A 13,522-nucleotide genomic window follows, 5' to 3' on the forward strand; every position below is an offset into this window, starting at 1 on the left:
GTCGGACCCACGTCCGACACCGGGGCACCGTCACGACCGCCGGGCCCCGTCACCCTCGCCGGGGCACCGTCGCGACCGGCGGGGACTACCAGCCCCAACCGCCGCCCTGGCCGTCGTCGTCCCGGTCCGAGTCCCAGCCCTCGCCGACCGTGCGCAGGATCGTGTAGTTGTCGATCTGCGTGCCGTCCTCGGCCAGCGCGGTGACCTTCATGACCGACTTCTGGCCCAGGTGCTTCGGGGTGACGTCGACCTTGATGAAGGAGTAGCCGGTGTAGCGCACCCGCGACCACTGGATGGTCTCGGGGGTCTTCACCTTGCCCTTGCTCCAGTAGTAGGTCTTGACCTCGTCCTGGTGGTTCTCGTGCCCCTCGTAGGTGTCCGGCACGTCGAACTTGTACAGGCTGCGGCCGGCCGCGCCCGCGGTGACGTAGACCACGCCGTCCTTGGCCGGCTCGATGGTGGCGCCGCTCGGCACCTGCTTCGAGACCTTGTTGCCGAGGATCGCGTCGGTGCGCTCGTAGATGTGGTTGTGGCCGTTGATGACCAGGTCCACCCGGTACTTCTCGAACAGCGGCACCCAGGCCTCGCGGACACCGCCCTCGGAGGCGTGCGCGACGGTGGTGGAGAAGGCGCAGTGGTGGAAGAAGACCACGACGAAGTCGATGGTCTCGTCGTTGCGCAGGTCCTTGAGGGTGCGCTCCAGCCACTTGGTCTGCTTGTTCGCCGAGATGCCCAGGTTGGCCGGGATCTCGTAGGAGACGTCGTTGGCGTCCAGCGAGATGACGCCGACGTTCTTGTAGCGGAAGGTGTAGACGCCGGGCACCTGGCGCGGGTCCGGGCCGTTGTTCGGCAGGAAGAAGCGGGCGTTCTCGCCGCCGTAGCCGTTCGGCGAGTACCAGGCCTCGATGTCGTGGTTGCCGTACGCGACCATCCACGGGATCTCGGCGGCGACCGTCTCGGTCTGCACCAGGAAGTCGTCCCAGGTCTTCGCGTTGAAGACGGACTTGTCCGGGTCGGTGCCGGAACCGGCCGGGTCGGCGTAGCAGATGTCGCCGGCGTGCAGGTGGAAGGCCGGGTTCTGCGCCTTGATGATGTGGTCGTTGCCGGCCGCGTGCGCGCTGACGCCCTGGTCGCCGAAGGCGGTGAAGGTGAACGGCTCGTACACCTTGCCCCAGCGGTGGTCGCGGGACGGCGCGGTGCGGAAGGTGTGCAGGGTGGAGATCTGCTGCTGCGCGGCCGGGTCGAAGCCCTCGTGGCCGACACCGTAGTAGTAGGTGGTGTCGGGGCGCAGGTCCTCCAGCGCCACGTGCAGGTAGTACTGGTCCACCGGCTGGCTGTTCGGGGTCAGCGCCGGGGTGTGCAGGGCGCGGACCTCGGCCTGGACCTTGTGGCTCAGCTCCCACGGGGTCTTGCCGAAGCGCAGGAACGGCTTCTTGACCGGGGCCGGGACCTGCCAGGAGATGCGGAACTGGGTGTCCGGCTCCGGGCCGAACTGGAGGTGACGGCCGATCGGCGCGACCAGCGAGCCGTCGATGCCACTGGTCGTGCCACCGGTCAGCAGCTGCGGGCCGGCCGGGGCGGCGAAGGCCGTGCCGCTGCCCAGCGCGCCACCGACGGCGACGGCGCCCACGGTCACGGCACCGGCGCGCAGCATCCGGCGGCGGGAGAAGCGGGCCCGCAGGTACTCGTGCTGCTCGGCCATGCTCATGCGGTCGGCAAGCTTGGCCGGCACGCCCATGTTGGGGATATCCATGCGCGGGACTCTTCCAGCGGCGCGTTGATCGCGCACGGACGCCGGGTGAACGGGTCGCAGCGTACCGCCCATTCGAACACCAATGTTCGACCATGGTTTGGCAAAGGCCGTGTCCGCACCGTTCCGACGCCGCATCATGGCCCCCATCCGCCCCGTGGCCTGAGCGGGCGTCGGCGGAAGCGCGGACAGCGTTCGGGCCTGGTCAGCCGGAGCGCTCGTCCCACTGGGTGGCGGTCCGGTTGCCGGTGCCGTCGCAGGTGCGGCAGATCTCGTCCCGGTAGGCGTGCTTGGCGCCGGTCGCGTCGACCCGGTAGCGCACGTACACGCCGGTGCCGTCGCAGAGGAAGCAGTTGCCGCCCCCGCCGCCCACCTCGGTGGTGCCGGTGCCCTGGCAGGTCCGGCAGCTGAGGCCGGCGGTCCGGCCGGTGCCCGCGCAGATGCGGCAGACCGTCGTCATCGGCTTCCTCCCTCGCGCGGAAACGGCTCGGCGCCGTCCGGAAGGGCCCGACACCACCGGTCATGGTAGTGGTGAAGGCACCCGGGCCGACCCGGGTTCGGCCCGGGTAGACATGATCCGACGATCATCCTGTAGGACCAACGGCTGACCTCAGCCGGGGCCCGACCTCACTCCGGCAGACCCGTCCTCACTCCGGCAGGCCCTCGCGGACCCGCCGGGACACCGAGATCAGCTGGAGGTCCAGCAGCCCCGGCGGATCGGCCAGGCCCGGGCCGCCCGCGCGCACCCAGGCGCCGATCTCGTCGATCATGTCGTCCATCAGCACGAAGCCCAGCCAGACCGGCCGGCCGCCCGCCGCCCGGCCCTCCGCCGAGGGGCCGACCACCACCACGTTCGACTGGGTGCACACGTCCAGGCACTTGACCGCCCGGACCCGGCCCGCCGAACCCACCGCCGTCCGCAGCCGCTCGTACTGGCCCGCGTGGTCCACCCCGGGGTGCTTGGCCTCGGTGCCGCAGCAGCAGCCCCGGCAGACCGTCACGGTCACGGGGGCACCGGCGCCCCGCTTGCGGTCCCGGGCACCGTCGCGCTCTCGGCGGCTCATCGGCTCTGCTCCCCCTCGTGGTCGGCGGCGCGCTCCGCACCGGCCCCCGCACTGTACCCGCAGGCCAGCGGGCATCCCAGACCCTTAGGATGCGCACGGCCCACGGGCCACCACACGACTCACGAACAACAAGGGGAGGACGGCCTGATGCCGAAGCGAAGGGGCCGCCGCGGTACATGGATATCGGTGGCCGTGGGGGTGGTCGGGGTCCTGTGCGCCGTGCTCGGGTTCGCCGTGGTCGGCTCCGGCTACGGCTACCACCGCATGACGGGCGACACGATGTCGCCGGAGCTGCGGTCGGGCACCGGGCTCTGGACCGAACGGGTCCAGCCCGCGGACGTGCGCCACGGCGAGGTCTACGCCGTCGACTCCCCCTGGACGCTGCAGGGCATCGTCATCCAGCGGGCCATGGCCCTGGGCGGCGACCGCATCGCCTGCGTGAACGGGCAGTTCAGCCTCAACGGGAAGCCGGTCGACGAGCCGCCGGCCCGGCAGGTCCACACCTGCTACCTCGACTTCGACGTCACCGTCCCGCCGGGCCGGGCCTTCCTGATGGGGGACGTCCGCGGCGACGCCTTCGACTCCCGGATCAACCTGGCCGACCAGCAGGGCACCGTCGACCTCGCCAAGGTCGGCGAGCGGGTGGTGTGGCACAGCGGCGCCGACTCCGAGGCCCTGCCCGGCAAGCTCGCCGGCGCGCTCGTCGTGGCCGCGCTCGGGCTGCTGCTGGCCGTCATCGGCCTGATCGCGGCGATCGTCTTCGCCGTCCGCGGCCGGGCCGCCCGGCCGCTGGGGCTGGAGCCGCCGGCCACCTTCTGACGCCGTCGCCACCCGTCGGCGCCCGGTCGACCAGCACTACGCAGCCAGGCCCTGACCGCCGGTTCCCGACCGGCCGGCCCTCGGTCTCGCCGACGGCGGGCCGGTCAGTCCGCTCGCAGGACACGGGAGACGTAGACCCGGGGCGGGTCCGCGTCCTCGTTCACCGCGTACTCCACCAGCCCGAGGTCCCGGCGCAGCGGGGCCGAGTGCATCCCGGGCCGGCCGGGCACCGGCATGCTCAGGCGGGGGAACGGATCCTCCCGCAGGTCGACCAGGAAGGCCACCACCGCCGAGAACACGTCGGCCGGCGTGCCAGGGTCGCCGAGGAACTCCTCCACGGCCGGGGAGACGGTGATCGGGTCGTCGTCGTCCGGGAACTCGTCGTAGCCGCTCACCGGGCCCCGAGCCGGCGCAGGACCGCGGAAGCGGAGGTGCCGGGAGCGGTGCCGGCCTGGACGGCGGCGTGGATCCGGTCGCCCTCCGGGTCGCGGTACAGCTCCGCCCGCAGCCACCACCGCTTCAGTACGCCGCCGATCGTCTCGATGTCGGCTTCGCCCATCTCCCGGTAGAACTCCATGCGCTGCGCGGGCGGCAGGGCCGCGGCCACGCCGTCCTGGGTGCGGGGGACGGGCTGGCGGCTGTCGTGGTGACCGTGCAGGGGTGCTGCGCTCACCGTTCCTCCGAACGTCTCGTGCGGGCGGGACCGCTACCAGTGTCCTCCCCCAGGGGCCGGTCCGGTACCGCCTTCCGACCGCCGGGGCCCTCCCCTGTCCGGCCGAGGGACATGCCGCAGGCCCGGTAGCAGGGGCCGGGGGGCGCCGCTACCCGACCGCCCGCGCCGCCGCCCGGCCCGCCGTGCGGCCCGAGAAAAGGCAGCCGCCCAGGAAGGTGCCCTCCAGCGAGCGGTACCCGTGCACGCCCCCGCCGCCGAACCCGGCGGCCTCGCCGGCCGCGTACACCCCGGGCAGCACCTCGCCGTCGGGGCGCAGCACCCGGGAGGAGAGGTCGGTCTCCAGGCCGCCCAGCGACTTGCGGGTCAGGATGTTCAGCCGGACGGCGATCAGCGGGGCGGCGCCCGGGTCGAGGATGCGGTGCGGGGCGGCGGTGCGGATGAGCCGGTCGCCGAGGTGGCGGCGGGCGCCGTGGATGGCGGTGACCTGGAGGTCCTTGGCGAAGGGGTTGGCCAGCTGCCGGTCGCGGTCCTCGACGGTGCGGCGCAGTTCGTCCGGGTCGATCAGCGGCTCGGCGGTCCTGGCGTTCATGCCCCGGGCGAGGTCGGCGAGGTTCCCGGCGACCACGAAGTCCCGTCCGTGCCGCAGGTGTCCCTGGACCGGGCCGGGGGCGCCGGGCAGCGCGCGTCCGAGCACGCCGCGCACCGACTTCCCGGTCAGGTCGGGGTTCTGCTCGGAGCCGGAGAGGGTGAACTCCTTCTCGACGATGCGCTGGTTGAGCACGAACCAGGTGTACTCGTACCCGGTGGTCATGATGTGTTCGAGCGTTCCGAGGGTGTCGAAGCCGGGGAACAGCGGGACGGGCAGCCGCCGGCCGCGGGCGTCCAACCAGAGCGAGGACGGGCCGGGCAGGATGCGGATGCCGTGCCGGGCCCAGATCGGGTCCCAGTTCTCGATGCCCTCGGTGTAGTGCCACATCCGGTCGCCGTTGATCAGGCTGCCGCCGGCCCGGCCGACGACGTCCAGCATCAGTCCGTCCACGTGCGCGGGCACCCCGGAGAGCAGCCTGGCGGGCGGGGTGCCGAGCCGGGCCGGCCAGGCCTTGCGGACCAGGTCGTGGTTGCCGCCGATGCCGCCGGAGGTGACGATCACGGCCTGGGCGCGCAGTTCGAAGCTTCCGGCCACCTCGCGCGAGCTGGCCTCGCCCCGGCCCGCCGGGCTGGGCACCAGCACCTCGCCGGTGACGGTGTCGACGGCGCCCGCGGTGGCGGACATCCCGGTGACCCGGTGCCGGAAGCGCAGGTCCACCAGGCCGCGGGCGGCGGCCGCGCGGACCCGCCGGACGAAGGGCGCCAGCAGTCCCGGTCCGGTGCCCCAGGTGATGTGGAAGCGCGGCACCGAGTTGCCCGGCCCGTCGGCGAGTTGACCGCCGCGCTCGGCCCAGCCGACCACCGGGAAGAACCGCACGCCCATGCCGTGCAGCCAGGAGCGCTTCTCGCCCGCCGCGAAGTCCACGTACGCCTCGGCCCAGCGGCGCGGCCAGGCGTCCTCGGGGCGGTCGAAGCCGGCCGTGCCGAACCAGTCCTGCCGGGCGAGGGCGTGCGAGTCGCGGATCCGCATCCGGCGCTGCTCGGGCGAGTCGACCAGGAAGAGCCCGCCGAAGGACCAGTGCGCCTGGCCGCCGAGGGAGGCCGCGGGCTCCTGGTCGAGCAGGATCACCTTCCGTCCGGCGTCGGCGAGTTCGGCGGTGGCGGCGAGGCCCGCGAGGCCCGCCCCGATGACGATGACGTCGGCGTCCAGGGCCATGCGCAGTCCTCCGTGGCGGCTCGCGGTGGCGGCGCGCCCGGGACGCGCCGTCGCTGTGCGCCCGATACTGCGGCCTGCGGTGACGTCCGGTCAACCGGCGGGTAACAACCGCCGGCGTGAATTCCGCTCCACGCCGTTTCGGAATTGCCGTCGACGGCCGGGCGATACCCGCGCGATTGCCGAGCGATACCCGGTGGAGCGAAATGCGAAATGCCGTTCGACACCGTTCGACCACATCTGACGGAATGTCGGCGATTTCCGCGCGAACCATGGACGTCCGGGAAACACGGCAGTAACTTACCTGCGAGTAGCCGTAGTCCGGCTCCGCACGAACCCCCACCCGTCGTTTCTCTCCCCCAGGAGGAACCGTGCTCCGTCCTGCCCGGAAATCCCGGCACCTCCGGAATTCCACCGCCCTCGCCGCCGTCGCCCTCGGCGCCGCGCTCGCGCTCACCTCCACCACCGCCCAGGCCGCCACCCGGGCGCCCGGGCACTACGTGGCGCTCGGCGACTCCTACGCCGCCGGCGCCGGAGTGCCGGGCCAGTCGGCCGGCCTGTGCCTGCGCTCCGACCGCAACTACGGCCACCTGGTCGCCGGCGCCCTCAAGGCCGGCCGGTACACCGACGTCACCTGCGCCGCAGCCAAGATCAAGGCGATGACGCAGCCCCAGTACGACGCCTTCATCCGGGTCAACGACCCGCAGCTGGACGCGGTCACCGCCGACACCGACCTGGTCACCCTCGGGATCGGCGGCAACGACCTCGCCGCCAGCGACCTCGGCCTCGGCGAACTGGTCGCCACCTGCATCGCCGGCGCCGTCGTCAACCCGTTCGGCACGCCCTGCAAGGACGTCTACCACCACGGCCACTGGGACTGGAGCACCATGTCCTGGCAGTACGGCACCGACGACCTCGCCGAGCGGATCCGCACCACCATCACCCCGCAGCTGACCGACACCCTCAAGCGCATCCACACCAAGGCGCCCGGGGCCCGGGTGCTGCTGGTCGGCTACCCGTCCGTCCTGCCCGCCGACGGCTCGACCTGCGTGCTGCGCCAGCCCGTCACCCCGGGCGACGTCGAGTACATGCACGGCGTGCTCGACAAGCTGAACGCCGCCCTGAAGTCCACCGCGGCCGCGAACGGCGCGACCTACGTGGACACCGCGACACCGACCCTCGGGCACGACGTCTGCTCGGACGACCGCTGGATCGAGGGCGCGCTGCCCGGCTCGCCCGCCGTGCCGTTCCACCCGAACGCGACCGGCGAGCAGGTGATGGCGCAGGCGGTGCTGGCCGCGCTGAAGTAGCGGCGGGGCGGTGCCACCTCGGCGCCGGAGCGGTGCCGCCGGAAAAGCCCCGAGGGGCCGGTGACCAGACCCCGGTCACCGGCCCCTCGGTTCTCGTGCGCGCGCTACTCGGACTTCGCGGAGGCGGAGCCGGAGGCCGAGCCGGAGCCGGTGGCCGAGGCGGCGGCCAGCCCGGCCGACCACTTCTCCTCGACGTTGCCGAGCTTCCAGTAGGCGATCGCCGCGGCCCAGGTGAGCACGAACAGTCCGACGATCGCGTAACCGACGAAGTTGAGGTCCAGCCCGCCGATCCAGGCGATCGGGCCGCTGGTGATGTCCAGCTTCTCGCCGAGCAGGCCGATCAGCTCGATCGAGCCGATCACCAGCGCGACGAGCACCGACAGCCCGGTGACGGTCAGGTTGTAGTAGATCTTGCGGACCGGCTTGGAGAAGGCCCACTCGTACGCGAAGTTCATGAACGAGCCGTCGATGGTGTCCAGCAGGCTCATCCCGGCCGCGAACAGGATCGGCAGGGTGAGCAGCGCGTACCAGGGCAGCGAGAAGGCCGCCGCGCCGCCCGCCAGCACCAGCAGGGACACCTCGGTGGCGGTGTCGAAGCCCAGGCCGAACAGCAGGCCCACCGGGTACATGTGCCAGGGCTTGGTGACGGCCCTGGTGACCTTGCCGAGGATGCGGTTCATCAGCCCGCGCCGCTCCAGCTGGCGCTCCAGCTCCGCCTCGTCGTAGTCGCCCAGGCGCATCCGGCGGAAGACCTTGAGGATGCCGTTGAAGGCGCCCAGGTTGATCAGGCCGAGCAGCAGCAGGAAGGTGCCGGAGACGGTGACGCCGATCAGGCCGGTCATCTCGTGCAGCGTCGAGTCGTCGGACTCCACCTGGCCGGCCAGCGAGCGGATGCCGAAGGCCAGCAGCGCGCAGAGGCCGAAGACGATCGAGGAGTGCCCGAGCGAGAACCAGAAGCCGACCGACAGCGGCCGCTTGCCCTGGCCCATCAGCTTGCGGGTGGTGTTGTCGATGGCGGCGATGTGGTCGGCGTCGAAGGCGTGCCGCATGCCGAGGGTGTAGGCGGTCAGGCCCATGCCCGCGCCGAACACCTGGCCGCCGACGGTGTAGTGCTCGGGCTCGACCAGCGCGAGCAGGGTGAACCAGCCGACGACGTGCAGCGCGAGGATGAATCCGCCCATTCCGGCCAGGCGGATCCACTCCTCACGGGTGAGCCGGTCGCGCCAGCGGGGGGCGGTCATCGTCGTGTCCTTTCGGTCGGGCGGTCGAAGCTGGGCCATCTTTCCGCCTTGACGCGCGCAGTTGCAAGTCATGCGCAATTACGGATTCGTCTCCCCCCGCTTCCGCACCGTTTCCGCCCCGCTTTCACACCGCTTCCCCCCGGCTTCCCCCGACTTCCGATCGACCCCCGGAGATCGTCACCACCCGTACAAGGCTTCGTAACCTCCCGGGGCTTTCACCGTGCGCTCTACGCGCGGATACTCCCGTTCTACGCGCGAAAACCTGCGCGCCGACCCCTCAACTCCCCACGGAGGAACGGCTCATGACGATCCGTATTCGAACCGCCGCGGCCCTGGCCGGTGCGGCGCTGCTCGCGGCCGGTCTCACCACCCCCGTCGCCACCGCCGCACCCGGCCCCACCGCCCCCACCACCCGGGCCACCGCGGCCGGCGCCACCCCGCACCGGGTGCTGTTCGACAACAGCAAGGCCGAGACCGCGGGCAACGCCGACTGGATCATCAGCACCAGCCAGCCCGACCCGCTGGCCCAGAACGCCAACCCCACCACCGAGAAGAGCTGGACCGGCGCCCTCTCCGCCTGGGGCGTCGCCCTCCAGAAGACCGGCCAGTACAGCCTGAAGACCCTCCCGGCCGGCTCCACCATCAGCTACGGCACCGGCGCCGCGCTCGACCTCGCCAACTTCGACACCTTCGTGATCCCGGAGCCCAACATCCGGTTCAGCGCGAGCGAGAAGACCGCGATCATGAAGTTCGTCCAGAACGGCGGCGGGCTCTTCCTGGTCTCCGACCACGTCAACAGCGACCGCAACAACGACGGCTGGGACTCCCCGAAGATCATCAACGACCTGCTGACCAGCAACGGGGTGAACAACAACGACCCCTTCGGCTTCTCGGTCGACCTGCTCAACATCACCACCGACAACCCGCGCGCGGTCAACGACGCGACCGACCCGGTGCTGCACGGCCCCTTCGGCGCCGTCACCGGCTCGATCCTGCGCAACGGCACCACCTTCACCCTCAAGCCCGCCGACAACCCGAACGTCAAGGGCCTGGTCTACCGGACCGGCTACAGCGGCAACACCGGCGCCTTCTTCGTCACCAGCACCTTCGGCTCCGGCCGGGTCGCGGTCTGGGGCGACAGCTCCCCGATCGACGACGGCACCGGCCAGTCCGGCAACACCCTGTACAACGGCTGGGACGACCCGGCGGGCACCGACGCCGCCCTCGCCCTCAACGCCACCGCCTGGCTCAGCAAGGCCTGACCGGCCGCGCCCCGGATCGGGGCGGCTCGGCCCCGGGGTGCCCCCGCCAGGGCTGCTCGCCAGGAAAAGGGCCGCTCCCTCCCCTACTGTCGGAGTACCGACGCCCGCGGCGCGCTCGTACGGAGCGGCACCCCGTCCGTACGCGCCGCGGGCCCGCCGGTGCTCCACCGGCCCGGGACCGACAGGAGCGGCCGATGCCGTCCTACCCCTTCCACACCACCCGCGAGGACCTGCGCGTCCCGCTGCCCGACGGCACGCGGCTGGCCGCCCGGCTGTGGCGGCCGGTCGGCGACGAGCCCGGCCCCGCCCTGCTGGAGTACTCCGGCGGCCGCCTCACCGACCGGACCGCCGCCGAGGACGCCCGCCGCCACCCCTGGTACGCGGGCCACGGCTACACCGCCGTCCGGGTCGACACCCGCGGGCACGGCAACTCCGAGGGCGTCCCCGGCGAACCCGGCGGCGACCAGGAGCTGGCCGACGGCGCCGCCGTGGTCCACTGGCTCGCCCGCCGCCCCTGGTGCAACGGCCGGCTCGGCCTGCTCGGCGTCGGCGCGGCCGGCACCACCGCGCTGCGGCTCGCCGCCCGGACCCCCGAGACCGTCGGCGCCGTGGTCACCGCCTGCCCCGAGGGCGGGCACCGGACCGGCGGCGCCGTGCTCGCCGCCGACCTGCAGGCCCGGCTCACCGCCCTGGTCGCCGACGCCGCCCTGCCGCCCGACCCGCGGTACGTCGGCGACGCCTGGCGGGCCGCCTGGCTGGCCCGGCTGGAGTCCCTGAACCCGCCCGTCGACGACTGGCTCGCGGCCGGCGAGAGCACCGTCCCGGTGTCCGTGCCCACCCTCGCGGTGGCCGGCTGGGGCGACCCGTCCTGCTCCTTCGTGCTGCGGCTGCTCGCCGAGTCCCCCACCGCGCGCGCCCTGATCGGCCCCTGGCCGCACGGCCTGCCCGAGGCCGCCCTGCCCGACACCCTGCGCTGGTGGGACCACTGGCTGCGCGGCGTCGACACCGACGCCCTCCAGGAACCCGCCCTGCGCAGCTGGCTCACCACCCGCTGGACCGGCGACGAGGCCTGGCCCTCCCCCGACGTCCGCGCGATCCACTACGGCCTGGACGGACCGCTGCGCACCGCCGGCACCGCCTCCGACGAGCGGTACGTCCGGGTCCGCTCCCCGCAGCACACCGGCCTCAACGCCGGCGCCTACGTCCCGCACGGCCGCCCCGCGGACCAGCCGCCCGACCAGCGGGAGGAGGACGGCCGCTCGGTCTGCTTCGACTCCCAGCCGCTGCCCGAACCGGTCGAACTGCTCGGCACCCCGACCGTACGGCTGCGGCTGCGCGAGGACGACGCGCCCGCCCAGGTGGCCGTCCGGCTGTGCGCGGTCGGCCCGGACGGCACCTCGGACCTGGTCACCCGGGGCGTCCTGGCCGCCGTGGGCCCGGACGCCGAGGTCGAACTCGCGGCCTGCGCCTCGACCATCCCGGCCGGGCACCGGCTGCGGCTCGCCCTCTCCTCCGTCTACTGGCCCTGGGTGTGGCCCCCGGCCGAGGACACCGGGTACGGCGTCGACCCGTCCCGCTCCACCCTCAGCCTGCCGGTGCGCCACCTCGCCGCCGACGTCGGCACCCGGCCCGTCACCTTCGAACCCCCGATACTGCCCGAACCGCTCGCCGTCCACCTCACCGAACCGCTCACCGCCCGGCCCGAGCACCTCACCGTGCACGACATCGGCCGCCACGAGTGGCGCGCCGAGTTCTCCCCCGCCACCGACGGCACCCGCACCCACCCCGACGGCCTGGTCCGCGACGAACACACCGTCACCGCCTACCGGGTGCTCACCGGCGCCCCGCTCAGCGCCCAGGCCCGCACCGACCACACCGTCCGCCTGGAGCGCCCCGACATCGGCTGGGACATCACCGTCCAGACCCGCACCCAACTGCGCTGCGACGCCGGGCACTTCCTCAGCATCGTCCAACTGCGGGCACTGGAGGGCGGATCGGAGGTGTTCGCCCGGGAGTGGCAGCACCGGGTGCCCCGGGAGAATTAATCAAAGATTTACTTATGCACTTGCCTCACATTTCGATTCCTGCTTATAAATGGCCCCATGAAGACCATCGGCCTGATCGGCGGCATGAGCTGGGAATCCACCGCCGAGTACTACCGCCTGCTGAACCGACTCACCCGCGAGCGCCTCGGCGGACTGCACTCCGCCCGACTCGTGCTCTACTCCGTCGACTTCGCGCAGATCGAACGGCTGCAGACGGCCGGCCGATGGGAGGAGGCCGGCCAGGTCCTCGCCGACGCGGCCCGGTCACTGGAGGCGGCCGGCGCCGACCTGCTGCTGATCTGCACCAACACCATGCACAAGGTCGCCGACCAGGTCGCGGCGGCGGTCTCCGTCCCCCTGCTGCACCTGGCCGACACCACGGCGGCCGCCGTCCGGGCAGCGGGCCTGCGGCGGGTCGGACTGCTCGGGACGGCCTTCACGATGGAACAGGACTTCTACCGCGGCCGGTTGGCGGCGGGCGGCCTGGACGTCCAGGTGCCGCAGGCCGACTCGCGCGCCCTGGTCCACCGGGTGATCTACGAGGAACTGTGCGTCGGACTGGTCCGCGAGGAATCCCGGGCGGCCTACCGGCGGGTGATCGGCGAACTGGTGGCCGGGGGCGCGGAAGGGATCATCCTCGGCTGTACCGAGATCGAACTGCTCGTCCGGCCGGAGGACAGCCCGGTGCCCGTCTTCCCCACCACCCGGCTGCACGCCGAAGCGGCGGTCGACGCCGCCCTGGCCGGCCCCTGAACCCCGACCGCCGCCCCTGAGGTGCGCGGTCGGCGGGCATCGGGACAATGGTGAGCGGACCGGTTTCTCCAGCACTCCGCCCCGCGCCGCCCACCCCGAAACCGGGGGCCACGGGGCGCGAACGAGAGGGACGACCATGGCCGTTTCCAGCACCCCGATCAACCTCACCCTCGCCGCCCACGTCGGCATCTCGGTCTCCGACCTGGACGCGTCGATCGCCTTCTACACGGCCCTCACCGGGCGGGAGCCCGTCGCGCAAGGCACCATGCACAGCGTGCCGTTCGGGAAGTCGCAGGGCCTGCCCGTGGCGAAGCTGCGCTACGCCACGATCAACCTGGACAACAGCCTCGGCATCGACCTCATCCAGTTCCAGGAGCCGGTCGGCGAACGGACCGGCGGCGTGGCCAACCGGCCCGGCTCGATGCACCTGTGCCTGCGGGTCGACGACTTCGACGCCGTGTACACGCGGATGAAGGACGCCGGCTACGACTTCCTCGGCGACGACTACACCTTCATCGAGGGCGAGGTCACCCCGGACGCCGCCCTCGGCACCCGGGTCGCCTACTTCAACGACCCGGACGGCACCAACCTGGAGATCATTCGCCCCGAAGGCGGCTTCGCCAGCTAGGAGTTCGCGGCGACCGGCCGCCCGGGCCACCCGCGCAGGGCGGCGCGGGCGCGGGCGACGCCTCCGGGGGTGGCCCCGGCCCCGGTGCCGACGGCGACGGTTCTCGTGCCGAGGCCCGCGCAGGCGCGGCAGATGCCGGGGCGGGGCACCGGGTCGTGGCAGCGGCCGCACTCGGC

The 13,522-nt window shown here is 72.7% G+C and carries 12 protein-coding genes and 2 pseudogenes; 6 read left to right on the plus strand and 8 right to left on the minus strand.

Features of this window, described 5'->3' with window-relative positions:
• Positions 1 to 85: 85 nt before the first annotated feature.
• The 3 genes from ACWDCZ_RS35485 to ACWDCZ_RS35495 form a co-directional block, all read right to left on the minus strand.
• The gene (locus tag ACWDCZ_RS35485; RefSeq protein ID WP_079272061.1) at positions 86 to 1,753 is read right to left on the minus strand and encodes a purple acid phosphatase family protein; all 1,668 of its coding nucleotides are present in this window, start codon (positions 1,751 to 1,753) and stop codon (positions 86 to 88) included.
• 202 nt (positions 1,754 to 1,955) lie between these two features.
• Entirely contained in the window at positions 1,956 to 2,210 is a 255-nt protein-coding gene (locus tag ACWDCZ_RS35490) for a hypothetical protein (protein WP_049652766.1), read from the minus strand.
• A 187-nt stretch (positions 2,211 to 2,397) separates the two neighbouring features.
• Positions 2,398 to 2,814 carry a hypothetical protein gene (locus ACWDCZ_RS35495; RefSeq protein ID WP_049652764.1) on the minus strand — a complete coding sequence of 139 codons (417 nt, stop codon included), beginning with the start codon at positions 2,812 to 2,814 and terminating at the stop codon, positions 2,398 to 2,400.
• A gap of 147 nt (positions 2,815 to 2,961) precedes the next feature.
• Here ACWDCZ_RS35495 and lepB point away from each other — a divergent pair, with 147 nt between their 5' ends.
• Complete coding sequence (gene lepB, locus ACWDCZ_RS35500) at positions 2,962 to 3,633, plus strand: signal peptidase I (protein WP_449818028.1); 672 nt, start codon at positions 2,962 to 2,964, stop codon at positions 3,631 to 3,633.
• Between the two features lie 104 nt (positions 3,634 to 3,737).
• Here lepB and ACWDCZ_RS35505 read toward each other — a convergent pair whose 3' ends face one another.
• From ACWDCZ_RS35505 to ACWDCZ_RS35515, 3 genes are all read right to left on the minus strand, one after another.
• On the minus strand, positions 3,738 to 4,028 hold the full coding sequence (locus tag ACWDCZ_RS35505; RefSeq protein ID WP_049652761.1) for a hypothetical protein: 291 nt from the start codon (positions 4,026 to 4,028) through the stop codon (positions 3,738 to 3,740).
• Positions 4,025 to 4,306: a hypothetical protein gene (locus ACWDCZ_RS35510; protein ID WP_387966430.1), complete on the minus strand. Its 282-nt coding sequence runs from the start codon at positions 4,304 to 4,306 to the stop codon at positions 4,025 to 4,027. The genes ACWDCZ_RS35505 and ACWDCZ_RS35510 overlap by 4 nt, the downstream gene beginning before the upstream one ends.
• 148 nt (positions 4,307 to 4,454) lie before the next feature.
• Entirely contained in the window at positions 4,455 to 6,110 is a 1,656-nt protein-coding gene (locus ACWDCZ_RS35515; protein WP_449818029.1) for an FAD-binding dehydrogenase, read from the minus strand.
• A 368-nt stretch (positions 6,111 to 6,478) separates the two neighbouring features.
• Between ACWDCZ_RS35515 and ACWDCZ_RS35520 the strand changes: the two genes are divergently transcribed.
• Positions 6,479 to 7,417, plus strand: a complete 939-nt coding sequence (locus ACWDCZ_RS35520; RefSeq protein WP_449818030.1) for an SGNH/GDSL hydrolase family protein — start codon at positions 6,479 to 6,481, stop codon at positions 7,415 to 7,417.
• A 104-nt stretch (positions 7,418 to 7,521) separates the two neighbouring features.
• On the opposite strand, the gene ACWDCZ_RS35525 is transcribed toward ACWDCZ_RS35520, so the two are convergent.
• Positions 7,522 to 8,658 (minus strand): Nickel transporter NicT, encoded by a 1,137-nt coding sequence (locus tag ACWDCZ_RS35525; RefSeq protein WP_117487312.1) that lies wholly within the window; start codon positions 8,656 to 8,658, stop codon positions 7,522 to 7,524.
• A 302-nt stretch (positions 8,659 to 8,960) separates the two neighbouring features.
• On the opposite strand from ACWDCZ_RS35525, the pseudogene ACWDCZ_RS35530 reads away from it, so the two are divergent.
• From ACWDCZ_RS35530 to ACWDCZ_RS35545, 4 genes and pseudogenes are all read left to right on the plus strand, one after another.
• Positions 8,961 to 9,917 (plus strand): annotated as a pseudogene (locus ACWDCZ_RS35530) (hydrolase); the annotation flags it as partial.
• 197 nt (positions 9,918 to 10,114) lie between these two features.
• Positions 10,115 to 11,965 carry a CocE/NonD family hydrolase gene (locus tag ACWDCZ_RS35535; protein ID WP_449818031.1) on the plus strand — a complete coding sequence of 617 codons (1,851 nt, stop codon included), beginning with the start codon at positions 10,115 to 10,117 and terminating at the stop codon, positions 11,963 to 11,965.
• Positions 11,966 to 12,022: 57 nt separating this feature from the next.
• Positions 12,023 to 12,718 (plus strand): aspartate/glutamate racemase family protein, encoded by a 696-nt coding sequence (locus ACWDCZ_RS35540; RefSeq protein ID WP_117487315.1) that lies wholly within the window; start codon positions 12,023 to 12,025, stop codon positions 12,716 to 12,718.
• 136 nt (positions 12,719 to 12,854) lie between these two features.
• Positions 12,855 to 13,346 carry a VOC family protein gene (locus ACWDCZ_RS35545; RefSeq protein ID WP_117487316.1) on the plus strand — a complete coding sequence of 164 codons (492 nt, stop codon included), beginning with the start codon at positions 12,855 to 12,857 and terminating at the stop codon, positions 13,344 to 13,346.
• Here the strand turns inward: ACWDCZ_RS35545 and ACWDCZ_RS35550 are convergent.
• A pseudogene (locus ACWDCZ_RS35550) lies at positions 13,343 to 13,522 on the minus strand (hypothetical protein); the annotation flags it as partial. The gene ACWDCZ_RS35545 and the pseudogene ACWDCZ_RS35550 overlap by 4 nt on opposite strands.

This window comes from Kitasatospora sp. NPDC001225, from assembly GCF_053597855.1.

What these genes read in the sequence shown, in the direction of transcription:
- ACWDCZ_RS35535 (WP_449818031.1), top strand. Translation starts at nt 10,115, where the DNA reads ATGCCGTCCTACCCCTTCCACACCACCCGCGAGGACCTGCGCGTCCCG.
- ACWDCZ_RS35490 (WP_049652766.1), bottom strand. Translation starts at nt 2,210, where the DNA reads ATGACGACGGTCTGCCGCATCTGCGCGGGCACCGGCCGGACCGCCGGC.
- lepB (WP_449818028.1), top strand. Translation starts at nt 2,962, where the DNA reads ATGCCGAAGCGAAGGGGCCGCCGCGGTACATGGATATCGGTGGCCGTG.
- ACWDCZ_RS35485 (WP_079272061.1), bottom strand. Translation starts at nt 1,753, where the DNA reads ATGGATATCCCCAACATGGGCGTGCCGGCCAAGCTTGCCGACCGCATG.
- ACWDCZ_RS35540 (WP_117487315.1), top strand. Translation starts at nt 12,023, where the DNA reads ATGAAGACCATCGGCCTGATCGGCGGCATGAGCTGGGAATCCACCGCC.
- ACWDCZ_RS35495 (WP_049652764.1), bottom strand. Translation starts at nt 2,814, where the DNA reads ATGAGCCGCCGAGAGCGCGACGGTGCCCGGGACCGCAAGCGGGGCGCC.
- ACWDCZ_RS35515 (WP_449818029.1), bottom strand. Translation starts at nt 6,110, where the DNA reads ATGGCCCTGGACGCCGACGTCATCGTCATCGGGGCGGGCCTCGCGGGC.
- ACWDCZ_RS35545 (WP_117487316.1), top strand. Translation starts at nt 12,855, where the DNA reads ATGGCCGTTTCCAGCACCCCGATCAACCTCACCCTCGCCGCCCACGTC.
- ACWDCZ_RS35525 (WP_117487312.1), bottom strand. Translation starts at nt 8,658, where the DNA reads ATGACCGCCCCCCGCTGGCGCGACCGGCTCACCCGTGAGGAGTGGATC.